Origin of the sequence: Chloroflexus sp., from assembly GCF_034434295.1 — a bacterium.
Taxonomy (GTDB): domain Bacteria; phylum Chloroflexota; class Chloroflexia; order Chloroflexales; family Chloroflexaceae; genus Chloroflexus.
This window is the reverse complement of the sequence record NZ_DAOTZQ010000019.1, coordinates 1-21,875: the sequence shown is the minus strand read 5'-3', so window position 1 is coordinate 21,875 and position 21,875 is coordinate 1. Positions and strand designations below refer to the sequence as shown.

The following is a 21,875-nucleotide window of genomic DNA, read 5'->3' as shown; positions in this document are numbered from 1 at the left end:
CTCACTTGCTGTCTGCCGGCAGACCGACGGCCAGGGCCAGACCGCTGCGATAGATCGGATGCGAAACGCTGGCATCTGGACGCACGTCGAGAATCTGCCCGCCCGGTAGCCGTTCGCCGCACACCAACACCGCACCCTCGGTGAGCATCATGACCGCCTGCCGACGGTAGGTAGAGCCATCGGCGGCCAGAAACCAGCCGCTGACCCTGGTAAGCTGGTACGTTGAACGTTCGTCACGTACCAGTGGTAGCTCGGCAGGGGTCGGAATGTAGCGCGACAGCAAAACTGCCCGCCCATGCGGGGGAGGGAGATCGAGCGTCAGCGCCGTGCCGTGCTGCCAGGCAAATGCGCCATAGCCATTCGTGCGCTTCCCACCCAGTCCACTCTCACCAAGGAGCGTCAGCAGATGCTCAAAAGACGGCCGGGCCTGGGCGTCGGCAAATGCAACCAGGAGAGACAAACCGGCCCCAACCGCAAAACTGATCCGTCCCACTTCGTAATAGGCGGACGCCGCACTCAGACGGTCGAGCGTGACGTGTGGGGTTGCTTCGACCTGCCAGAGCGGGGTGGCGGTCAGCCGCGCCCGCCAGGCGTCGCTGCTCTCGGTAGCAGTCTGCTTCCAGGGGGCCGGTAAACGCCGCGCCTCCGCCTCGCTCAACCAGATTTTGCCCTGCTGGAGGCTGATCGGGTCGGTGGGCAATTCTTCTCCTTTGCACACGGCGACGAAGAGCGCCGGCGAAAGGTAGCGCAGCTTCTTGAGTTGTTTACCGGCCAGTTCTGCCGTCGGGGGCAAACGAATGGGCAACAAAGGACGCGGGAGCAGCGGCAGATCGCCAATCCGCGGCAAGAGCGAACTGTGGCGCAGTGGCGGTTGATCGGCGAGAAACGGCTCGACCCACACCGGTGCGCCATCAGCAGTCCGGCGCGGATCATTCAGGGCCGCCTGCACCACCAGTGCGGCAAAGAACGAGTCGGAGGCGAGGGTCTCAGCGGTTTCTTCCAGACCGATCCCCTGCCGGCCAAAGTGGAAGCTGAGGTTCGCTGCGCCGGCGGGTGGGATCAGATGGTAAACGGATAATGTCGGCATGCAGACCTCCCCACGACCTATGCCGGGTTAAAGAATCTCTGCAACTCTTCCAGCAATCCATTGCGGTCAAGCTCGTGCAACTCGTTTGCTTTGCAGATTTCCGTTAATTTACCATACTGACCAGATTCGAGCCGGCGGGCGAGGACGGTGATGTCACGCAGCCGTACCCGGCCATTCCCACGCGACCCCATCCCACCGAGGTAATCGTCTTCGAGGTAGGTGAATGCCTCGTAGACTGAGCCAAACAGCCTGATCACGTCCGACAGTTGTTCGCCGTTGCCGACGTAGAGGCTATAGACCACCTCCGCCGGGCCAAAGACGGCCCCTGCCGGCACTCGCTCGATCTGCCGCGGCGCAGCGGCTGACGTCACCCGGTCAATCGCCGCTTCCCATTTAATCTCGGTGTAGGGCAGATCGGTGCGCAGCCGACGTAGCTCCTTCTCAGAATCATCAGTCAGCGGTACGTCACGCACGATCAGGCGGGTCGGGACATCGATGGTAAGCTGTTTATGATTGGGTAAGGTACCGAACACACCGGCAATCTGGTAGTAGCGCTGGTACTCTTCAGAATTCGTTGGTACATGAATGAAGACACCCTCGTTGATCCTGAATGTCTGCGGTGCGCCGTAGACCTTCTCCATCAACGAGCGCAACTTGCCCTTGAGCGATGAACCGGGAATGTAGGGCCGATTGGTGATCGGATTACGGATGACCGGTTTATCCAGACCGCCGATCTCCAGACCACCGGCAGCACCACCGATATGCAGACCGGTCAGCAATTCAATATTGGCGCGTAACACAATCCGACCGTGCAGTGTGACCATGCGCGTGCTCATGCCTGATACCTCCCTGATTAATTCGTCTTGCCACCATAACGACGGTGATAGGCCAGAATAGCCTCGAACAGATTGACAAAGGTCTGGAAGCGGTTCTTGTCGTTTCCGATCCAATCAATCGCATCCGAGAGTGTTTCCACCAGCTCTCGCAATGCCTGGTTGTTGCTAAACCGCCCGACCTGATAGGCCATTTTGGGCTTCAGCATCAACAGACGGCGCTGAACGTCCAGCGAAAGCTGTTGATCGGTCGGGGACACATCCTGCTCAATCGAGCGCACTTCGCCAAAGATGTTGCGGATTTGTGAGGTGGTCAGGCCATTCCGAACCAGCTCTTCCCCCAATCGATCCGCTTCCTCCACCAGTAACTTCACAGCTTCTTCCGACGATTCGGTCATGATGCGTTGCAGGTTTTCCGGCGAAATCCGCTGCACTCGCGCAGCTTGAGGATTTGACGAACGACCCATTGTCATTGCTTACCTCCCTGTTTTGGCTCCCAGCTCCTACGATTATCTTTCGCGCTCACTCCCCCGTACCAACAACTGCGCCCAGCGTGCGGCCAGGCCAGCCGGAATCACCGTCCGTTGCATGATTGCTTCCGGGCTGATCAATTGCTCACGCAAGTCAACCACTCGTGACCGAATGGATTCGGGAGAACGTTCGGCCAGGCGCGTCAACTGGTACGCCCCTTGCCACACCCACGAGCCAACCGTTAACTGTGCAGCACCGGCACGGTTGTAGCGGGGGCGGGCGAGCAAAGCCAGCCGTTGCACCGTCATCAGCAAGCCACGCGGTGCACCATTCGCAATAAGATCAAGCAACTCATCTTTGAAGCGAGCCGCCTGCGCAAAGGTGTCCCAACTCAGGGTCTGACCCAGGAACGTAATCGCGTCTTTGCTCCGCCCGTCGGGATGACGGTAGGCTTTCGCCGCATCCAACGCATTGCCGGCGTCGTCCGCCGCCTGATAGAGCGGATAACCGGCCTGATGCAGAGTAATCCCGGCAGAGAGACTCACCGGCGGCTGCGCTGTCGGCCCGGCACCGGTGGCATAGCGAATAAAATCATTGCGTATCCGCTGCGCCAGCTCCGGGATGAGATGCCACGATCCGACCAGGAACAGATCATCGCCACCGCTATACACGGCGTAAATCCCACCCTTGCCATGCTGATTCTGCTGCCGACACAACTCACCGACCCAGCCCTCAAAAAACCGACTCAAGGCACTACTGAGCGCCGCCGTCACCGCCAGACCACCAATACCATCAGGACGCTGTAAGCCTTTACCAAACAGATCACCGAGATTGTCAACGTCCATACGCAATACCGCAATGCGCGGAACTCCTTCACTCAGGTGCGCGAGGAGATTGAACGGTGCGACATCACCGACCTGTACCTCTTGTGCCTGCTCGCGATCAATCCTGTGGTAGATCGAAAGATCGTCCTCGCGCAAGCGATAGGCTTCGGTAACGGTGTAGCGTTGACCGATAGCACTGGCGGCTGCGGGCAATTGCGGCACCGTATCATCGTTGAGGGCCAGCAGGCGTTGAGACAACGACCGCACCGACGAAGGAGAGAGTTCCTCGCTGAGCCGATAATCCACACCCAGCGCCGTGATTGCCCGCCGCCACGTGGCACCATCACTCTGGGATGCGGTAAGATTGACTGCCAGCACTGCGGCCCTGGTCAATTGCCGACCCAGCTCTGCCAGCGACTCACCGAGAGCATCGGGCGCCTCGCGCCCATCGCTACGCGGTGGGCGCGGCGGGCGGGGCTGAAACATCCGGGCAAATTCGTTATCGTCGAGGGCGGCGAACCGACGCCGCTTGTCGTGATCAATGGCTTCACTCAGCTCGCGCCAGGTTTCATCGGTATACTGTTCCGGGGCAAACGGTTTCGTTGATCCCAGTGCCAGGTATAGCGAGCCGTCATGCGATTGCAGGAGTATGCGACCGAGATGCTGCCGCCACTTCAACACCTGCGTGGCAACACTACCCGGCAGCACGGCATAGAATCGGCCACCACCGGCGTACAGCAAATTACAGAGCGGCATCCCACTATTGCGCAACACCCAATAAGCGCAGGCTTCGGTCAGCAACTGCAAATAGAACGAACGACCACGCAACTGGCGTGCCGCTCCCGCAGCCGGGATGCTGTAGAGGAACTCTTGCAGACCTGACAGATCGCCCCCTAACAGACAGATCAGGCCATCAGTTGTCGCTGCCTGCGCTGCCTGCACGGCGGCATGCAGCCGGGCCAGGTCGTAGAGCGAGACGCCAGGTAGCGGCGAAGGCCAGGCCCAGGCGTACCGTTGCAGCGTAATGAGCAGACGTTCCAGACGTCGGGTCGGGTCGGTTTCGTCCTGTGCCGCTGCCAGTCCAAGCCGTAATGCCTCTTTCAGTTCTACCGATGGCGATTGCTTAGTCGCTTGCGGAAAGAGCACCTCTTCGCGGCAAAGAAGCATAGCCGGCGGTTGCCAGCAGTCTGTTACGCCGGCTCGCAGGCGAGTAAACACACTGGACAGTGCCGGTTGCAACGACGGCCAGGTCGCCTGTGGTTGCTGCCCGACAACACGCCATGCCGATTGCCGTAGTGACTCGCTGACAGCATCATTACGCTCGTCAAGAGCGGCCAGTGTCCAGGAGTGTAAAACCTGCCGGGCAACGATTGAGGGGTCATAAGCATGTGTCATTCCATGCTATGTCATGATCTTCTCCGTATAGTGTAGCAGATAATCAATTCACAAATGTGGATTTTAACCTGATAGGAAGATGAAGATTTTGTAAGGAAATAGGAGAGCAGAGGTGGAAAGCAGAGCATAGCATATGTGCAGTGATGTTATGGTCGTGAAGAGCGTTGGTTGTGATTATTATATCAAATCTGGGGGAAAGAAGCCATGACACGGAGATAGTGCTGATCTACCCTTTGGGCGCTGGGAGCGCACACCTCTGGCTCGCGCTTCACCTTGCAACGATCCGCCATGCCTGATGCCGACGGCATGCTGCAACCCTGAACCGGTTCGCGCCAGCGGGTGGCATTTGGCACGAGAGGTTTCCGCACGATCACATCATTCCCCGGCCCCCCTCCCAACCTCCCCCGCTGGGGGGAGGTGACACAGGTGATCCCCGCTGGAGACACGGGCAGGCTGGGGGGATGTGCTCCCGCCCCCAGCGGGGGCGGGCCGGGGTGGGGACGGGTTGCAGGGAGTGCTGAATCATCACTCTCCAGCCAACGTCGGACGGTCGATTCCCAACGGAGCAAGCGCAGAGGGGATGGTACCGGTCTGTACGGCTTCGGCCAGATGACGAGCAACAATAGCCGCAAATGGCATGCCATGACCAGAGAACCCACCGATAGCGAAGAGACCGGGTATGGGATTGACCACGATTGGCAGGTAGTCGGCTGTGAAGGCCATCGCTCCTGACCAGCGTCGTTCGATGTTGATACCGGCCAGAGTCGGGAAGAGGCGACCGAGGCTGGTCTCAAGCGCCCCCTGAACTTCAGGACTGACCTCGCCGGGCTGTACCCCAACGTCTTGATTGGGTGCAATAGCCCGACAGCCACCGAATAACACCTGCCCGGTCACAGTTTGTTGACCATATTCACCGGTGGGAGTGAAGCTAGCTCCAAAGCCACAGGCAATGAACGGCTCAACCGGCACCGTACAGAGCACTTGCCCGCGTACCATCGTAATCCGCCGGGCAAGTTCTGGTAGCACGTTACCACTCCAGGCATTAACGGCAATCACTGCCGCAGCAGCGTCGATGGTACCGCGATCTGTGATCAGGCGTAGCCTGCCGTTGTCGGTGATCACCTGACGAAGCGTGACACCCCAGCTACAAAGGGCACCATGACGTTGCGCAGCAGCCAGCAACCCGTACACCAGTCGCCCAGAATGGAGCGTCCCGGCAGCCGGATTGAAGCGGGCGCCACTGACGGCTGCCCCTAACGGAATCGCCACCAGTTCCTGGGCTGTTGTGCGGTCGAGCAATTGCGCCGGAAAGCCATCACCCTGTAACGCCGCGACTGTTGCACCGGCAATAGTCAGTTGCGCTTCACCAATCGCCAGATTGAGATTGCCGTGCAAACCAAGATCGCACTCAATCTGTTCTTGCTGGATCAGATCAACCATCAAGCGTTGTCCGTCCAGACTGAGCGCGTATAGTTCGCGTGCGGTGGATGCCCCGTAACGGGCAGTCGCAGCAAGGTAATTCTCGGCCAGACCGGCGGCGAGGATACCACCATTGTGGCCACTGGCACCGGCTGCCGGCCCGTGCCGGTCGATAACAAGAGGGCGCAGACCGGTTCGCGTGAGCCAGAGAGCTGTCGCCGCACCAACCACGCCGGCACCTACGACGACCACGTCGGCGGTTGATGACAGATCGACGCCCGGCAGCGGTGACTGATGAAGGGTAGCATGCCAGTGAGAACGCAACATACAATCATCCTGTTGTCTGAGAACTACGGTAGCTCATGTATTGTACCGTAATGCTCATCCAACAAGCCAATGCTCACCGTACTTCGATCCGCAACTGTTCACCCTGATGGACAGAACAGATCAACTCGTAAACACCGGGACTCCAGTACCGTTGCACAAATCGCTGACCGGGAACGATACGGAACGGGCCAATCGTGACTTCAGCGCTATCGTTATTCTGGATCACGAGCGTATCGTGTTGACGCAGGTCAACGATAATTGTCGAGGGAAAAATATTCACTTCTTCGCCTGCGGCCAGGCGAGCCGCTGTGCCGGGTGGAATTTCAAACACCAGTTGTCGCTGGCGATTAGTCGTTGCCTGCCAGAGCAGACTCCCACTAATCGCGATAATGGCTATCGCAACGAAGAGCACGACGAGACGGGGTGTAAAGTGGCTGGCGATTGTCAGCCGCTGTTGGAAAGGTAGGGCCATCTGTTTGCTGAGCACCTGCCGATGGTGCGTTCCCGCACGCATTGCTTCAGTCGTATATGGTGTTGTCATTGCTCACACTGCCAGTCTAACCACGCGGTGGATTGCGCAACAGCGCCTGCACATCGCTCACAATGTCATCCACCGGTGTGCCATATGCCCAGAGCAATCGCCAGTTACCGGCCTGATCGATAGCATAAATATAGCCAGAATGGTCAATGGTATAGCCCAAACCCGAATTGGGTAGCTCGCGTTTGATGACCGTTACCCCATAGTCTTTGTAGACCTGCTCCAGCACCGTCCGATCCCCGTTCAATCCCAAAAACGTTGGGTTGAATGCTGCCAGATAACGTTGCATCAAATCAGGCGTATCGCGCTCAGGATCGACCGAGACAAAGACAACCTGTACCTTCGCCGCATCATTACCGAGCTTCTCCATCACCCGCTTCAAGTCACCGAGTGCGGTCGGGCAGATGTCAGGACAGTGCGTAAACCCAAAAAAGACCAGGACAATCTTGTCACGATAGTTGCTGAGACGGAACTCATGCCCAAACTGATCAACCAGTGGTAGCTCTGGTGCTGGATTCGGCGGTTCGAGCACAGTACCGCGAAATTCGTACGCGCCACAACCGCTGAGCAGTAGTGCGCTCAATATGGCAAGGATCAAGGTGAGGCGATGTTTCATGACCGTTACCTGTACTATAGGTTTTGATAGTATGGAGATGGGTATCGGCCCATCCCCACACTCTGCCTGTTTATCACTTCCAGGAGCGAACAGAATATGTCGCCTAACGTCTATCAGGAAACCTTCATTCAAGTCTCTAATCCCCCCTCTCCCGCATAGCGGGAGAGGGGCCGGGGTGAGGGCGTTCAGGGTATCGCCAGATTGATTTCTCCAACGCATTCGTGTGTGCTGTTAGCCCCCCCCTGGACCGCCTACGGCATGCGTACCGGTGCCTTGACCTCGATAGTCTGCCCGCTGCGCGTGGTGAGTTTGATCGTCACTTCATCACCCTCCTTGAGATCACGGTTCAGACCGATCAACATGACGTGGAAACCACCCGGCTTGAGTTCAACCTGGCCATTGGCCGGCACCTCGATAGCCTCGACCGGTCGCATCTGCATAACATTATTTTCCATCGCCACGTTATGCAGTTCAACCGTCTGGGCAACATCGCTCTCGGCTTTCACAATCGCGTCCGCAGCGCCATTATTGACGATCACCATATACGCAGCGCTAACTGCGGTATTCCCATATTCGCTCCCATGGCTATGATCACCACCCATCTCTGCCATCGGAGTAGCCTGATCACCCATATTACCCATATTACCCATCGCGCCAGACTGATCGCCGGCCATGTTCATCATCGCGGCCCGCACCCACGGATCGCGCACTGTAATTCCGCCACCAGTCGTACCACTTTGATTAGCCCCACAACCGACCAATACCAACAGCAATGCTGCTGTCATCGACAGGAAAAAGAGACGTCGCATTGTATCACCTCGCAACGTAAAGACAAAACAAGACACGACAACTAAACCCTGCCCAGGCTTCCGTATCGTCTATCCAACTGACAGGCCAGCGCAGGTCAGGCGAGGTGGCGGCGGCTCTGGAGCGTGCAGAATTGAACGGAGAGTATCGTTATCAACAGCGCTGATCCGCTGGATCACGATTGAGCCAATGGCAACAGCAATGAATGCCAGCGGCAATACGTCGTACCGCACCGGCGGTGCCGGCGTATCGGTATGGTCGGTGTGGTGATGAGGCGCATCGCACAAGAAATACTCTACACCTGCCCTATCCACCGACGACAGGTGCAGGCAGTGGATGATGCACGAGAGCGCCGGCCACGGCCCGATCAGAAAAGCCAGCGTCCACAGTATGACGGTGCGGCTAAAACGGAGCGGCACCTTGTTTGCGCCAAAATGCACAATCATCACTGGTAGTATACATCAAACTCGCTCCATCTGCGGTAGAGATGTCTTCACCGTCGCACAATTCTACTTGTTATTCCTGATACCAAACCTGGTACGATACAATATGCAGGCTTTCTCCAGTATGCATCCTTCTGCTGTCTCAGCTCCCTTGCCTGAAAAATATCCGCGTCTATCCGTGTCCCATAGGCGAGGATCACGGATACTCGCGGATGGGGCGGATGCTCGCGGATGATCTCACATCAGGTGATAGACCGTGAAACAAAGTATCGCTCAAGGTTTGATATGACTACCATATATCCGCGTCTATCCGTGTCCCATGGGTGATGACCACTGGGTCGCGGGCGACAGAGGAGATCACACCCTGAAAAGCATCCGCGTCTATCCGCGTCCCATGGGTGAGGATCACGGATCTTCGCGGATGTGGGGGAGGCTCGCGGATTCCCACACCCACAATCCCGCCGGTTTCCCGACCAGATAACCGGTTCCGGCGGGATCGCGAGCGACAGCGTAGATCACGTATTTTCCCGCATCCCAGCCAATCCACTGCGCAAAGAGTTCATCAGTTGTGTCGCGCCACGCAATCGCCAGGTTCCGATCCCGATGCTGAAGCTCCGTCCACTGCTGAGGAATGGCAATCGCAATCTGCGCCGGCGCATGGGGTGCCCGCAACAGACGGGGTCCGTCGTTGAGCATGGCAATATCCGGTAGATCGGTGATCAGGAGACGATCCCGTTGATTATGTAAACCCTTGCTACCGTGCGCGCTGGCCGGCAGCCAGGTGATCCCAAACCGAGAGGCTGTTACCAGATTCAACTCATTGTGTACCGGATAGTAGCCACGCACAAATTCACCGGCTACCGCGTGCAGATGATTGAAATTGAGCAGTGCATTCGGCAACTGCAAGGGGTCAACCGTCCAGTGAATACAGCGCACCCCCTGGCTCAGCGCCAGCCGGGCCTGTTCCTGTTTCAAGCGAGTCGCCAACCCGTGGTTGCGATACGCGGGATCAACCGCCATCACCTGCGACTCGATTGCCAGCTCGTCGTCGGCAATAGGATGGCAACCGAAACGCCAGAAACCGAGTAGAAACCCAGCCACCTGACCATCTACCGTCGCCACCAGCGCCGTGCCGGGAGCAAACTTAGCGCTATACAGGTCGGTTGGATAGGGCTGGCTTCCCCACACGTTACGGTAGAGCGCTGTAATCGCCGCTGTATCATCAGCCTGCGGTGTGCCAATCCAGAGACCGGCTGGACGTGGTCGTTTAGGGGCAAACGTCACCCCATCGGCTGGCCGATAGACGGTGACCGGCGTCGCAGCAATCAGGGCTTGCAGCACATCATCGGGCAACCGTTCATGTAGTTCGTGGAGGCGTAGGGTGTAATGACGCTGACCGTTGATGATTGTGCGGGGAAACAACATTCCAACCCCAACCGTACAATCGCCTGCCCGAAACTCAACCACGATTCCGCCCATACGGGGAAAGGTGCTCTTGACAAAATGGGGCGGGACGAGAGTCGGGTTTTGCGGCGCACCCGACTGTTGCCACAATCGATCAATGGTTGCGCTCCAATCCGGTGCTGTTGGGTCGAGATAATGCGCAGTGAGTGTGGAGTCTGTCATAGTGGAGCCAGATGCTATTGCCGGTCAATGGTATGGATATTATAACGTCAGTCTGATTACCGCCAGCACTACAATCAACTCCTCATTGCCCCCAAGCCACCTATCCCGCGCCCACCAATACCATGTCGCAAAGTTTGGCGTGCAGAAGCATAGCAGCATAGCTTCTGCTTCCTATCTCAACCTCCTGCTCTCGCCTTTCTTGCCCCTACTTCCTCTCGCCTTTCCTGCCCCTACTTCCTAATCTATCTCCTACTTCCTACTTTCCTATCTCCTATCTCCTATGTCCTCCCCTCCTCACCCACCCCGCAATAGTTGCAACCTGTACAGAATATGTTGTCACTTCTTTCTGTTTAAGCCCCAGGCAAAATGCTATCCTTATCACAAGAAATGTAATCGGTCAGCGTTGACCGCAGGAGGCAACTATGACGACCCCAAACGTAACTATCGACAAAGAGATTGATACCCGTGGCAGCCATTGCCCTGGCCCAATGATGGAACTGATCCGAGGCATCAAGAGCGTCCCCGTCGGCTCAGTGGTCGCCGTCCTTTCGAGCGATCCCGGTTCAGTTAAGGATATTCCAATCTGGGTGCAGAAGGCTGGTCACGAGTTTATTGGTGCTTTCCCCGAACAGGGCTTCACCCGTTTTGTGGTGCGGAAAGTGCGTTGATGCACGTTAATCCAGGTTCGATACGAGTACGCGCCCATCAAAATAATGCGGCGCAAGGTGTATATTGGTTTTAACCTGTACCTGGAGCCTGTCCGCCAAAGTCTCTCTAACCGGCGCGAAGGCAATGCCTTCGCGCAACCCGGTATGGTTTGTGCGGCTAAGCTCTTAGAAGGTAACTACAATGACGACGAAACAAATTGTTGTGTTAGGTGGTGGCGTCGGCGGTACGCTGGTCGCAAATCTGCTGGCCGGGCAGTTGACGCGCAAGCAGGCTCAGATTACGTTGATTGATCGTACCGGTAAGCACGTGTACCAGCCCGGCTGGCTCTACGTCCCGTTCGGTGGCCCACCTCCAGAGCGTTGGGAACGCAGTGAACGCTCATTGCTACGGCGCTCAGTAGACCTGATTGTCGGTGATGCTGTGCGTATCGAACCGAACGATCAGTATGTCGAGATGGCAGACGGTACCCAAATACCGTTTGATTACCTGATTATCGCTACCGGTGCACGCCTTGAACCATCTGCTGTCCCTGGCTACACGGAAGGGGCACACCATTTTTACAGCGCTGAAGCTGCGCTGCGTCTCCACGCCGCACTGCGTGAGTTTAACGGTGGGAAGATTGTGATCGGCGTGGCCGATATTCCTTACAAGTGTCCTCCCGCGCCACTGGAGTTCACGTTTATGCTTGAGGATGAACTGCGGAAACGTGGCCTGCGTGAGAAGACCGACATTACCTATCTATCGCCGATTGGCCGGGTTTTTACCATCGAGAGTGTTGCCCAGTTTGTCACCCCAATGATGGAAGAACGAGGTATCAACTACGAACTCTTCTTCAACCCCGAACAGATCGATCCGGTTACACACACCATCTCATCACTCGAAGGAACAACGTTGGCTTACGATCTGCTGGTGCTGGTGCCACCACACCGGGGCGCACGCATCATCAGTGAGTCGGGCCTGGGCGACGAACAGGGCTGGTTGCCAACCGACCGTGAAACGCTTCAGCACAAACAGTTTCCCTACATCTATAGCCTGGGTGACGCCACCGATCTACCGGTCAGCAAGAGCGGCGCCGCTGCCCACTTCGAGGCAAAAGTGATCGCCCACCGGATTATCGGCGAGATTAAAGGTAAGCCGAGCGACGAACGGTACCAGGGCCAAGTGATGTGTTTTCTGGAAACCGGCTATGGGCAGGCGACGCAACTGGTCTTCGATTACAACCATCCGCCGCAACCACCCAAGCCGAGCGCGTATTATCACTATGAAAAGGCTCTGCTCAATCGCGCCTACTGGCATGTAGTGCCGACCGGTATCGTGTGATCGCATCGACCCCCCATGACGATACCGCACGGTTATGAATATAACCGGCGTTCAACCCTCGTCTGATTGGCAGTGGGCAGGTAACGGGCACGGGCACACGCTGGCGGATGGAGAGATGGTACCTACCCGATCTCTCCATCCACCATCCAGATACACAACAACCGTGCCCGGTTATCGGAGGTGTCGTACCGCTAAACCCACAACAATGGCGTTGGGAGCAATTGCAGCGAGGCATCTATGCAGGATCAAGACTACCCCCGCACAATGGGACAACAGTTCGGTCGGCGGTCGTGGGCCGAGCCGTGGAAGATCAAGATGGTTGAGCCGCTGCGCGTGACTAGCCGGGCTGAACGTGAGGCGGCGCTGAAAGCTGCCGGTTACAACACCTTTCTGCTGCGTTCTGAAGATGTCTATATCGATCTGCTTACCGATAGTGGTACCAATGCCATGAGTGACCGGCAATGGGCAGCCCTGATGATGGGAGACGAGGCATACGCCGGGAGTCGCAGTTTTTATCGCCTGGAAGCAACTGTCCAGCAGGTGTATGGCTACCGACACATTATTCCCACCCATCAGGGGCGGGGCGCTGAGCATCTGATCAGTCAGGTCGCTATCCGTCGTGGGCAGTATGTTCCCGGCAACATGTATTTCACAACCACCCGCCTGCACCAGGAGCTGGCCGGTGGCATCTTTGTTGATGTGATTATTGACGAAGCGCACGACCCCCAGAGCCAGTATCCGTTCAAAGGCAACGTCGATCTCGACAAACTACAGGCGCTTATTGATGAGGTTGGCCCGCAACAGATTGCCTATATCAGCCTGGCCGGCACCGTCAACATGGCAGGTGGGCAGCCGATCAGTATGGCAAACGTCCGCGCCTTACGCGCATTATGTGATCGGTACGGGTTGCGCATCTTTCTCGATGTCACGCGCCTGGTTGAAAATGCCTTTTTCATCAAAGAACGTGAACCCGGCTACGCCGAACAAAGTATTGCTGCGATTGTGCGCGAGTTTTGCAGTTACACCGATGGCGCATGGATGAGCGCAAAGAAGGACGCGCTGGTCAACATCGGTGGCTGGTTAGCGCTCAACGATGATCAGCTCGCCGATGAAGCCCGCAATCTGGTGGTTGTGTACGAAGGACTGCATACCTACGGCGGCATGGCCGGGCGCGATATGGAGGCGCTGGCGGTTGGGATTGAGGAGTCACTGCAAGAGGATTACATCCGTGCCCGCATCGGCCAGGTGCGCTACCTCGGTGAACTGCTCCTCGACTGGGCCATCCCCATCGTGGTGCCAATTGGCGGTCACGCAATCTTTTTGGATGCACGTCGGTTCTATCCGCACCTGCCGCAAGACCTCTTTCCTGCCCAGACCCTGGCCGCCGAGTTGTACCTCGACTCAGGGGTGCGGGCGATGGAACGCGGTATTGCCAGCGCCGGGCGCGATCCCAAGACCGGGCAGCACTACTATCCCAAACTGGAATTAACCCGGCTGACCATCCCGCGGCGAGTCTATACCCAGGCTCACATGGATGTTGTGGCCGAGTCGGTGAAGGCAGTGTACGATCAACGCCATCAGGCCCGTGGCCTGCGCATGGTCTACGAACCACGGTACCTCCGCTTCTTCCAGGCCCGGTTTGAACCGGTAGAATGACGACCGGACGGTAAATACCGGTGACGTATCGAACACCAGGAGCGCACGGCGTTGCGCTCCTACCCTATTCGCACCTGATGCAAGACACACGCTGTTTTTACCATCACTCAGGCTCCGCCGTGCGCAAGCGCCGGTATCCCTCTGGAGCGAGGGCCCCCACCCCAGCCGGGACGGGCCAGGGTGGGGGCGTGATCCCCCTCACCACACGGGATGATGGAGGCCGTGATCTGTATGTCTCCCTTTCACCGGTCTGACAGCGCACGCCGTCACCCCAACCGCTCGTGTGCTGTCCCATCCACTTCCCCGCCCGTATGGAGTGCGGCAGCCATGCTGCCGTGCCAGCCGTACTCACTGCTCCCGGCCACCGGGCAGCGCCGGTCTCCCACGAGACGATCAAGGCGCCCTCTGCATTACCCCTCTCCCAACCCCCCCGCAGGCAACGCATTACCATAACTCGGATGATGCATACCCGTGTGCGGGACGGGCCAGGATAGGGGCGTGTCTCGTCACCTCTCACCAATCAACCCCTCACGGGTGTACACCACACGGCCACCGAGGATCGTCATCTCAACCTGAATCTCTTTTATCTCTTCAACCGGACAGGTGAAGTAATCGCGATCCAGCACCACCATATCGGCCAGAAAACCGGGTGCCAGCGGGCCTTTCAGATGCTCTTCGTGCGTCAACCAGGAACCGGCTACCGTGTAGGCAAAGAGCGCCTCTTCGCGACTAACCGCCTGATCCGGCGCGATGAGAGCTCCCTTCCAGGTCTTGCGGGTCACTAAACTGTACAATCCAATAAACGGATTGAAGTGAACGGTGCTCGGCACATCGCTGGTCGCAATCACCCGAATCCCGCGATCAAGGTAGGTTCGCATCGGCTTATAGCGGGCAGCCAGATCAGGGCCAACATCGCGGAATAGATCATCGCCTTCATAGTAGATGAAGGTTGGCTGGATCACCACGGCCAACCCATAGCGGGCCATATGTTGCAGACTCTCTTCGGTAGCAAAATAGCCGTGAATGAGATTATGGCGATGTTCTGCCGGATACGCCGCCAGCACATCAGCAAACGCACGGGCCGCCTCTTGATGTGCCCGGTCGCCAATCGCGTGAATGCCGATGTCCCAGCCCAGCGTATGACCAAGCGTGAAAAATTCGCGCAGGTCTTCGGGATCGAGACGGTTATAGTCGTAGACCCGATCCTCGCCTACAAACGGCTGAAACATCCAGGCCGTATGCGAGGTCGTTCCGCCATCAATTGCCATCTTCAGGCCACCGATGCGTAGCCATTCATCACCTAAACCGCTCAAGCCGCCAAATGCTCTGGCACGGGCATCAAGTTCACTGCGCGTTTCACTCTCGCGAAAGCCATGCCACGAGATGAGCAGATTTACGCGCACGGGCAAACGACCGGCACGTCGCGCCGCCAGATAGGTCTGAATCTCCCACGGTTGCAGGCCCGGATCGAGAATGCTGGTAATCCCATACGCCAGATATGCCCGACCAGCCATATCTAGCGCTTCAACGCACGCTTCCTGAGACGGACGAGGGATCAGGCGCCGGCAGAGTTCCTTCGCCGCCGCCCGCAAAATCCCGCTGGGTCTACCGTCCGGCTCACGTTCAATCTTGCCACCTGCCGGATCAGGCGTACTGGCTGTCACACCGGCTAGCCCCAGTGCCCGCGAATTAACTACATCCATGTTGAAGAACCGTTTGAGGAGCACCGGATGTTCTGTAGTCGCCGAGTCGAGATCGTGACGATTGGGCAATCGACCCTCTTGAAAAAGCGACTCGTTCCAACCCTCACCAATGATCCAGCGACCGGGTGGGGTAACCGCTGCCGCCGCCCGCACCCGCTCAACCATAGCGGCGATGGACGTACAATCATCGAGGCCGATCCGCTGCAACTTCAGGCCCATCTCCAGCATATGATTGTGGGCATCGTGAATACCAGGAATAACCGTCCGCCCGTTCAGGTCAATCCGCCGGGTTACCTGACCTGCCAGCGCCAGCACTGCGGCATCGTCACCAATTGCCACAATCCGGCCATCTTTACAGGCCACAGCACTGCACTGGGGCAATTCCCGGTGGAGCGTATACACGACAGCGTTGTAGATGATCAAATCAGGAGCCAGATCGCGGGCTACCAGCATAACGCTTCCTTTCTGTACCGGGCCGCCTATACCCCGCCTGCCGCATGCATAGCCAACGCAATTGCCCCCAACACACCGGCCCGTTGTCCCAGTGCAGGTGGCACGATCAACCTGTCAGGGTGATCAAGAATGTGAGGATGCTGTAAGTAACCATTCAGCCAGCGCTGCGTTGCAGCCCGCACCAAAGGAAACATCTGCGCTTGACTCATCACACCACCGCCGATGATGATCCGTTCCGGCGAAAGGATGCAGAGCAGATTTGCCAGCGCCTGACCGAGATAATCGGCTTCGAGTTCCCAGGCCGGATGGTCAGCCGGCAGCTCCTCTGCCGGGGTCTGCCAGCGCACCTTCAGCGCCGGCCCACAAGCCAACCCCTCCAGACAATCGCCATGGTACGGACAGATGCCGGTGAAGGGATCACGCGCCGGATCACGAACCAGGCGCATATGCCCCATCTCAGGGTGGATCAAGCCGTGCACCAGCTTCCCGCCAACCACCGCCCCGCCACCAATGCCGGTACCGACTGTGATATACACTGCCACATCACAGTCACGCGCTGCCCCCCATTGCCGTTCACCGAGGAGCGCCACATTGACATCAGTATCGAAGCCTATCGGTCGCCCAAGTGCCTGGTGCAGTGTTCGCACAACATCGGTGTGCGCCCATCCTGGCTTCGGCGTCGTTGTGATGGAGCCATACGACGGTGAGGCCGGATTGAGATCGACCGGCCCAAACGACCCCACGCCGATGGCCGCCAGACGATCTGGTTCGTGGGCCTGAAAAAAGGCGATAGCATTGGTCAGCGTCTCGGCAGGTGTTGTGGTTGGAAAACGCACCTCAGCCCGAATATCATCTGGCCCGCTTCCAATCGCACAAACCCACTTGGTTCCACCAGCCTCAATCCCACCGTAGAGAGGGGTATGCGTCATACAAACCTCGCTTCTACCACGAGCAGTTCAGATCGCACCTGCTACCATCTGATGACACAGACGTGTCCTTTCACCAATCCAGCAACAGATCACGGGCCAACACATCGTCTTCTGTTTCCCGGCGCTGGATCAGGCGGGCCTGCCCATCGGCAACCAGGACAAGTGCCGGACGCGGTACCAGGTTGTAGGTACTGGCCATGCTCAACGTGTAGGCACCCGCTGTTGCCACTGCCAGTAGATCACCCGGCTGCGCAGTCGGCAGCGCAACATCGCGTAACAACACGTCACCCGACTCACAGTAGCGTCCACCGACATTGACCGTCATCGCCAACGGTGAAGCCGGCTTATTGGCCAGAACCGCACTGTAGTGCGCACCATAAAGAGCCGGACGAATATTATCGGCCATACCACCGTCAATATGGAGCCATTGATCGCCCTTACGACCTACCACGCGATACAAAGCCACACCGGCCCGGGCAACAATGGAACGGCCCGGTTCGACAGTCAAGCGCGGTAACGGTAACCGGTATCGTTGACAGGCTGTACACAACGTTTCGCTCACCACCTGCGCATAACGACCAATATCGGTTGCCGGCTGATCGGCGGTGTACGGCACGCCCAGACCACCGCCAGGACTGAGTTCAACCGGCACCACACCAAAGCGATCCCGTAACCGCGCAGCCAGCGCAACCAACACCTCAACAGTCGCTGTTACTTGCTCAAGAGCAAAGAGTTGCGACCCGATATGTGCATGCAATCCCAGCCAGCGCAGGCCGGGTGCGGCCAGCGTTTGAGCGACAGCCTCATCAAGCACCTCAAGGGGTAAGCCGAATTTTGCCGTGGCGCTCCCGGTAGCGATATGCGCGTGTGTATCCGCTTCGATAGCCGGCGCCACCCGCAACAAGACGCCCTGCGGCGTAGCGAGATGGAATGTAAGCGCGCAGAGTCGCTGCAATTCGTCAAGGTTATCAACGACGATGGCCCCAATCCGCCACGCAATCGCCCGCTTCAGTTCCTGATCACTCTTCGCGTTCCCGTGCAGGTGAACCCGAGCCATTGGCAGACCCGCTCGCTGTGCCACCAACAACTCGGTTGCTGAAACGACATCCAATCCCAGTTCTTCTTGCGCCACGATCTGGGCCAGCGCCGTATTCAACAGTGCCTTCCCGGCATAATGGACGATTGACGAGCCGGGGTAGGCGGTGGCGAATGCCTGCCGATAGGCACGCATCGCACCGCGCAGCGTCAGTTCATCAAGCAGATACAGAGGAGTTCCGAACTGTTCGGCCAGCGCAACCGTATCGCAGCCGCCAATCCACAAACGGCCATCAATAACGTTTGCCGTCTCCGGCCAGACATGTGACGCCAGTGTCATGCATTGTTCCCCGCCAGACCCAGCCGTGGTGCGGCTGTGCGCAGTGCAGCAATCACCTCGCCGATCAGCGCATCTAGCTCCATACCAATGACTTCAGCACCATGCACAATACCTTCGCGGCTGACTTTGGCAGCAAAGGCTTTATCTTTCATCTTTTTGCGTACTGACGAAACTTCGACGCTATAGATGCTCTTGTCAGGGCGCACTAACGCTACTGCGGTCACAAAACCACTCAACTCGTCAACCGCATACAGCGTGCGCTCAAGCGGCGACTCAGGCGCGATACCGCTATAATCGGCATGGCTGAGGATAGCACGCAAGACTTCAGGCGACCAGCCGGCACTGCGTAGATAGGCAACCCCGTAGAACGGGTGCCCCGGTAGTTCGGCAGGTACCTCTTCGCCCCGCCACAGCGCCTCGGCAATCGCGGTTGTAGCCGGCCCGGCCTCCGGCATGTGGGGATAGCGCTCGAAATCGAGATCATGAAGCAGCCCAACCGCTGTCCATAAATCGACGTCAGCCCCTTGCTTTGTCGCAAAATGAGTCATACAGGCTGCAACCGCCTCGCAATGCTTCCGCAGGCTATCCGAGGCGATCCACTCATGCATAATCTGACGAGCTGTATCGGTGAGCATCACGGCTCCTCTTATCGATGAAGGAACGAGTACCCTGTTCCTTCATCATACCACGTTTACCTGAAAGCTATACAATCTGCCCAGGCAACGCATACTAGCGAACTTTCGAACTTATGTCATAAAAGCTGTGCTATCGTGCTGTCAGACGGTCGTCCAGGTACATAAACGTTTGCCAATCACAAACGACGGCCTACCCTACTTATGGCCTGTTGGCAGAGCGAAGCTCTCATCGTGCCATCACGCGCTGGATGGATTGCCTTGCCTGCTCGTCATGTGCTTGTCTCGAAGTTTGGAGTGCGGCAGCGTGGCTGCCGCAGCAGCCCTGCTCTCGATCCGGCGCGTGGCCTGCCGTTAACCATCCAGGTTACGGGGATGCTGGATATGCTCGTTACGATCACAGTGTCGGTCAGGAATAAATGAATGAGCTAAGTGGTATGGAGTGCGGCAGCCATGCTGCCGCAGCAGCCCTGCTCTCGATCAGGTGCGTGTTGTGACGGTTTCCCCACAATTCACGGAAACGTCACACCTGTAGACCAGCCCGGCTGTTTGACCATCCGTCAAGACTTGCTCCTGTCATCACACCATCCGCACACGCCGCAGACGGAGTGAATTGGTCACCACGAAGACCGACGAGAAGGCCATCGCAGCCGCAGCCAGCACCGGGCTTAACTGCCAGCCAGTCAACGGGTAGAAGACCCCAGCCGCTACCGGGATTAACAACACATTGTAGGCAAACGCCCAGAAGAGATTCCAGCGAATCGTGCGTACTGTGGCTCGACTGAGGGCAATCGCCTGCACCACACCCCGCGGATCACTGCGCATCAGCGTAATATCCGCCGTCTCCATCGCCACATCGGTACCGCTCCCCATCGCAATCCCTACGTCAGCCTGGGCCAGCGCCGGCGCATCATTGATCCCATCACCCACCATCGCTACCCGGCGTGGTTTGCCATGCGTCCCACTTTGCTGCAAGCGAGCCACAATCGCTGCCTTTTCGTCTGGCTTCACTTCAGCATACACGGCTGTTGCCGGAATACCAACTGCGGCTGCTATTGCTGCTGCCGTGCGCTGATTATCACCGGTCAGCAACGCAACCTCAATCCCCGCCTGATGCAGCTTTGCGACCGCCTCCGCAGCGGTTGGTTTGACTGTATCGGCCAGCGCGATCACGCCCCACGCCTCACCATCGACGGCCACCGCAATTGCGGTCTTTCCCTCATTCTGCAACTGATCAACGACTGCCTCTAAAGCGTGTATCTCAACCCCTCGCTCACGCAACCAGCGCAGCGTTCCAACCAGCACGGCCTGCCCACTGACCTCAGCTTCCACCCCGGCACCACTGACAGCCTGAAAGCGCGTCGGTCGCTCGATAGCCAGACCACGCTCCTGCGCCGCCTTTACAATTGCCACCCCTAATGGATGTTCGCTGCGACTCTCAGCCGCCGCCGCGACCTGAAGCAACACCTGATCTCCTGTACCGTCGGGCTGGTCTCCCCGCGCCAGCACCGGCCTGGCCACCATCACAACATCGGTCACTGCGGGGCGACCATGCGTAATAGTACCGGTCTTATCGAACACCACCGCTCGCAGACTCGCCGCACGTTCCAGAGCCTCAGCGTTGCGGATCAAAATGCCGTGTGACGCCCCGGTGCCGGTACCAACCATAATCGCAGTCGGTGTAGCCAATCCCAACGCACACGGACAGGCAATCACCAGCACCGCCACCGCAAAAATGAGTGCCTGGGTCAACCCCACCCCGGCCCACAACCAGCCGAGAAAGGTAATCAACGCAATCACGATCACTATCGGCACAAAGACGGCAGAAACCCGATCAACCAGTGCCTGTACCGGTGCTTTCGAACCTTGCGCCTCTTGCACGAGACGGATGATCTGTGCCAGCGCCGAATCCTTACCGATCCGTGTCGCCCGCATCTGAAAACTACCGCTGCGATTAATCGTCGCCCCGAAGACCGGATCGCCACTGCGCTTCTCTACCGGCAAACTCTCACCAGTGAGCATACTCTCATCAATCGTCGACTCACCGGAGACAATCACCCCATCGACCGGAACCTTCTCCCCCGGTCGCACAATGATCATCTCACCTACCCGCACCTCGGTAAGCGGCACATCAACCTCTTGCCCACCCCGCACTACTCGTGCAGTCTTCGGCTGAAGCCCGATCAACGCCTTGATTGCAGCACTCGTCTGTCCCTTCGCCCGCGCCTCAAGGTACTTCCCAACCAGGATCAGCGTAATGATCAGCGCCGCTGTCTCAAAATAGACATGGCCGGGTGCACCGCTGAGCAACATTGCCAGACTGTAGAAATAGGCAGCCGATGAACCGAGGGCAATGAGCGTATCCATAGTAGCGGTACGGGAACGCAATGCCCGCCACGCATGCCGGTAGAAATCGCGACCGGAGTAAAACTGCACCGGTGTCGCCAGCGCCAGAAAGAGCCAGTTGAGCAGGTCATCGCGGGCAGCGACCATAGCCATCATCTCGCTCATAGCCGCATCACGCATCGCTGCCATCATTGCCGCCCCCTCACCGACCAGCCAGGGAGCAATCAGACCAAAATCACGCGCCATCGACAACACAAAGAGCGGCAGCCCAAAGACCACGCCGACCAGCAATCGCCGCCGTCGCACCGTCATCTCTGCTTCACGTGCCCGTGCCTCCACATCTTCAGCGGCCTCATCGGTAGCAGATGGCAAAATCACCCCATACCCGGCCTGCTCCACCGCCGCC

18 protein-coding genes are annotated in these 21,875 nt (G+C 57.9%); 3 read left to right on the top strand and 15 right to left on the bottom strand.

Translation table 11 applies throughout. The annotated features are described in order from the left end of the window. Position 1: 1 nt before the first annotated feature. The 10 genes from csm4 to VAE57_RS03535 form a co-directional block, all read right to left on the bottom strand. A complete protein-coding gene (gene csm4 / locus VAE57_RS03580; RefSeq protein WP_322820530.1) occupies positions 2 to 1,087 on the bottom strand; it encodes a type III-A CRISPR-associated RAMP protein Csm4 in 1,086 nt (361 codons plus the stop codon). Positions 1,088 to 1,104: 17 nt separating this feature from the next. Beyond that, the gene (gene csm3, locus VAE57_RS03575; protein ID WP_322820529.1) at positions 1,105 to 1,923 is read right to left on the bottom strand and encodes a type III-A CRISPR-associated RAMP protein Csm3; all 819 of its coding nucleotides are present in this window, start codon (positions 1,921 to 1,923) and stop codon (positions 1,105 to 1,107) included. 17 nt (positions 1,924 to 1,940) lie between these two features. Then, positions 1,941 to 2,393 carry a type III-A CRISPR-associated protein Csm2 gene (gene csm2 / locus VAE57_RS03570; RefSeq protein WP_322820528.1) on the bottom strand — a complete coding sequence of 151 codons (453 nt, stop codon included), beginning with the start codon at positions 2,391 to 2,393 and terminating at the stop codon, positions 1,941 to 1,943. Between the two features lie 36 nt (positions 2,394 to 2,429). Then, the gene (gene cas10 / locus VAE57_RS03565; RefSeq protein WP_322820527.1) at positions 2,430 to 4,610 is read right to left on the bottom strand and encodes a type III-A CRISPR-associated protein Cas10/Csm1; all 2,181 of its coding nucleotides are present in this window, start codon (positions 4,608 to 4,610) and stop codon (positions 2,430 to 2,432) included. Positions 4,611 to 5,135: 525 nt separating this feature from the next. Then, complete coding sequence (locus VAE57_RS03560) at positions 5,136 to 6,356, bottom strand: FAD-binding oxidoreductase (RefSeq protein ID WP_322820526.1); 1,221 nt, start codon at positions 6,354 to 6,356, stop codon at positions 5,136 to 5,138. Positions 6,357 to 6,429: 73 nt separating this feature from the next. Then, positions 6,430 to 6,897 (bottom strand): hypothetical protein, encoded by a 468-nt coding sequence (locus VAE57_RS03555; RefSeq protein WP_322820525.1) that lies wholly within the window; start codon positions 6,895 to 6,897, stop codon positions 6,430 to 6,432. A gap of 16 nt (positions 6,898 to 6,913) precedes the next feature. After that, on the bottom strand, positions 6,914 to 7,510 hold the full coding sequence (locus tag VAE57_RS03550; protein ID WP_322820524.1) for an SCO family protein: 597 nt from the start codon (positions 7,508 to 7,510) through the stop codon (positions 6,914 to 6,916). 251 nt (positions 7,511 to 7,761) lie between these two features. Then, positions 7,762 to 8,319 carry a copper chaperone PCu(A)C gene (locus tag VAE57_RS03545; protein WP_322820523.1) on the bottom strand — a complete coding sequence of 186 codons (558 nt, stop codon included), beginning with the start codon at positions 8,317 to 8,319 and terminating at the stop codon, positions 7,762 to 7,764. 69 nt (positions 8,320 to 8,388) lie between these two features. Continuing rightward, a complete protein-coding gene (locus VAE57_RS03540) occupies positions 8,389 to 8,763 on the bottom strand; it encodes a hypothetical protein (protein ID WP_322820537.1) in 375 nt (124 codons plus the stop codon). Positions 8,764 to 9,165: 402 nt separating this feature from the next. Then, entirely contained in the window at positions 9,166 to 10,386 is a 1,221-nt protein-coding gene (locus tag VAE57_RS03535) for a GNAT family N-acetyltransferase (protein WP_322820522.1), read from the bottom strand. A gap of 422 nt (positions 10,387 to 10,808) precedes the next feature. Between VAE57_RS03535 and VAE57_RS03530 the strand changes: the two genes are divergently transcribed. The 3 genes from VAE57_RS03530 to VAE57_RS03520 all read left to right on the top strand — a co-directional run bounded on the left by VAE57_RS03530 (position 10,809) and on the right by VAE57_RS03520 (position 14,031). Beyond that, the gene (locus VAE57_RS03530) at positions 10,809 to 11,054 is read left to right on the top strand and encodes a sulfurtransferase TusA family protein (protein WP_322820521.1); all 246 of its coding nucleotides are present in this window, start codon (positions 10,809 to 10,811) and stop codon (positions 11,052 to 11,054) included. Positions 11,055 to 11,235: 181 nt separating this feature from the next. Continuing rightward, on the top strand, positions 11,236 to 12,375 hold the full coding sequence (locus VAE57_RS03525; protein ID WP_322820520.1) for an FAD/NAD(P)-binding oxidoreductase: 1,140 nt from the start codon (positions 11,236 to 11,238) through the stop codon (positions 12,373 to 12,375). A gap of 237 nt (positions 12,376 to 12,612) precedes the next feature. Further along, positions 12,613 to 14,031: a tyrosine phenol-lyase gene (locus tag VAE57_RS03520; RefSeq protein WP_322820519.1), complete on the top strand. Its 1,419-nt coding sequence runs from the start codon at positions 12,613 to 12,615 to the stop codon at positions 14,029 to 14,031. Positions 14,032 to 14,537: 506 nt separating this feature from the next. Here the strand turns inward: VAE57_RS03520 and VAE57_RS03515 are convergent. The 5 genes from VAE57_RS03515 to VAE57_RS03495 form a co-directional block, all read right to left on the bottom strand. Continuing rightward, positions 14,538 to 16,187, bottom strand: a complete 1,650-nt coding sequence (locus VAE57_RS03515) for an amidohydrolase (RefSeq protein ID WP_322820518.1) — start codon at positions 16,185 to 16,187, stop codon at positions 14,538 to 14,540. A 26-nt stretch (positions 16,188 to 16,213) separates the two neighbouring features. Further along, on the bottom strand, positions 16,214 to 17,116 hold the full coding sequence (locus VAE57_RS03510) for an ROK family protein (RefSeq protein WP_322820517.1): 903 nt from the start codon (positions 17,114 to 17,116) through the stop codon (positions 16,214 to 16,216). A gap of 70 nt (positions 17,117 to 17,186) precedes the next feature. Continuing rightward, positions 17,187 to 18,491 (bottom strand): diaminopimelate decarboxylase, encoded by a 1,305-nt coding sequence (gene lysA / locus VAE57_RS03505; protein WP_322820516.1) that lies wholly within the window; start codon positions 18,489 to 18,491, stop codon positions 17,187 to 17,189. Beyond that, entirely contained in the window at positions 18,488 to 19,126 is a 639-nt protein-coding gene (locus VAE57_RS03500; RefSeq protein ID WP_322820515.1) for an HD domain-containing protein, read from the bottom strand. Before VAE57_RS03500 ends, lysA begins: the two co-directional genes overlap by 4 nt. A gap of 576 nt (positions 19,127 to 19,702) precedes the next feature. Then, on the bottom strand, positions 19,703 to 21,875 hold a 2,173-nt coding region (locus VAE57_RS03495; RefSeq protein ID WP_322820514.1), incomplete at its 5' end, for a copper-translocating P-type ATPase.

Excerpts from the sequence above, each read along its gene's own strand:
- csm4 (WP_322820530.1), bottom strand. The coding sequence starts at position 1,087 with ATGCCGACATTATCCGTTTACCATCTGATCCCACCCGCCGGCGCAGCG.
- csm3 (WP_322820529.1), bottom strand. The coding sequence starts at position 1,923 with ATGAGCACGCGCATGGTCACACTGCACGGTCGGATTGTGTTACGCGCC.
- csm2 (WP_322820528.1), bottom strand. The coding sequence starts at position 2,393 with ATGACAATGGGTCGTTCGTCAAATCCTCAAGCTGCGCGAGTGCAGCGG.
- cas10 (WP_322820527.1), bottom strand. The coding sequence starts at position 4,610 with ATGACACATGCTTATGACCCCTCAATCGTTGCCCGGCAGGTTTTACAC.
- VAE57_RS03560 (WP_322820526.1), bottom strand. The coding sequence starts at position 6,356 with ATGTTGCGTTCTCACTGGCATGCTACCCTTCATCAGTCACCGCTGCCG.
- VAE57_RS03555 (WP_322820525.1), bottom strand. The coding sequence starts at position 6,897 with ATGACAACACCATATACGACTGAAGCAATGCGTGCGGGAACGCACCAT.
- VAE57_RS03550 (WP_322820524.1), bottom strand. The coding sequence starts at position 7,510 with ATGAAACATCGCCTCACCTTGATCCTTGCCATATTGAGCGCACTACTG.
- VAE57_RS03545 (WP_322820523.1), bottom strand. The coding sequence starts at position 8,319 with ATGCGACGTCTCTTTTTCCTGTCGATGACAGCAGCATTGCTGTTGGTA.
- VAE57_RS03540 (WP_322820537.1), bottom strand. The coding sequence starts at position 8,763 with ATGATTGTGCATTTTGGCGCAAACAAGGTGCCGCTCCGTTTTAGCCGC.
- VAE57_RS03535 (WP_322820522.1), bottom strand. The coding sequence starts at position 10,386 with ATGACAGACTCCACACTCACTGCGCATTATCTCGACCCAACAGCACCG.
- VAE57_RS03530 (WP_322820521.1), top strand. The coding sequence starts at position 10,809 with ATGACGACCCCAAACGTAACTATCGACAAAGAGATTGATACCCGTGGC.
- VAE57_RS03525 (WP_322820520.1), top strand. The coding sequence starts at position 11,236 with ATGACGACGAAACAAATTGTTGTGTTAGGTGGTGGCGTCGGCGGTACG.
- VAE57_RS03520 (WP_322820519.1), top strand. The coding sequence starts at position 12,613 with ATGCAGGATCAAGACTACCCCCGCACAATGGGACAACAGTTCGGTCGG.
- VAE57_RS03515 (WP_322820518.1), bottom strand. The coding sequence starts at position 16,187 with ATGCTGGTAGCCCGCGATCTGGCTCCTGATTTGATCATCTACAACGCT.
- VAE57_RS03510 (WP_322820517.1), bottom strand. The coding sequence starts at position 17,116 with ATGACGCATACCCCTCTCTACGGTGGGATTGAGGCTGGTGGAACCAAG.
- lysA (WP_322820516.1), bottom strand. The coding sequence starts at position 18,491 with ATGACACTGGCGTCACATGTCTGGCCGGAGACGGCAAACGTTATTGAT.
- VAE57_RS03500 (WP_322820515.1), bottom strand. The coding sequence starts at position 19,126 with ATGCTCACCGATACAGCTCGTCAGATTATGCATGAGTGGATCGCCTCG.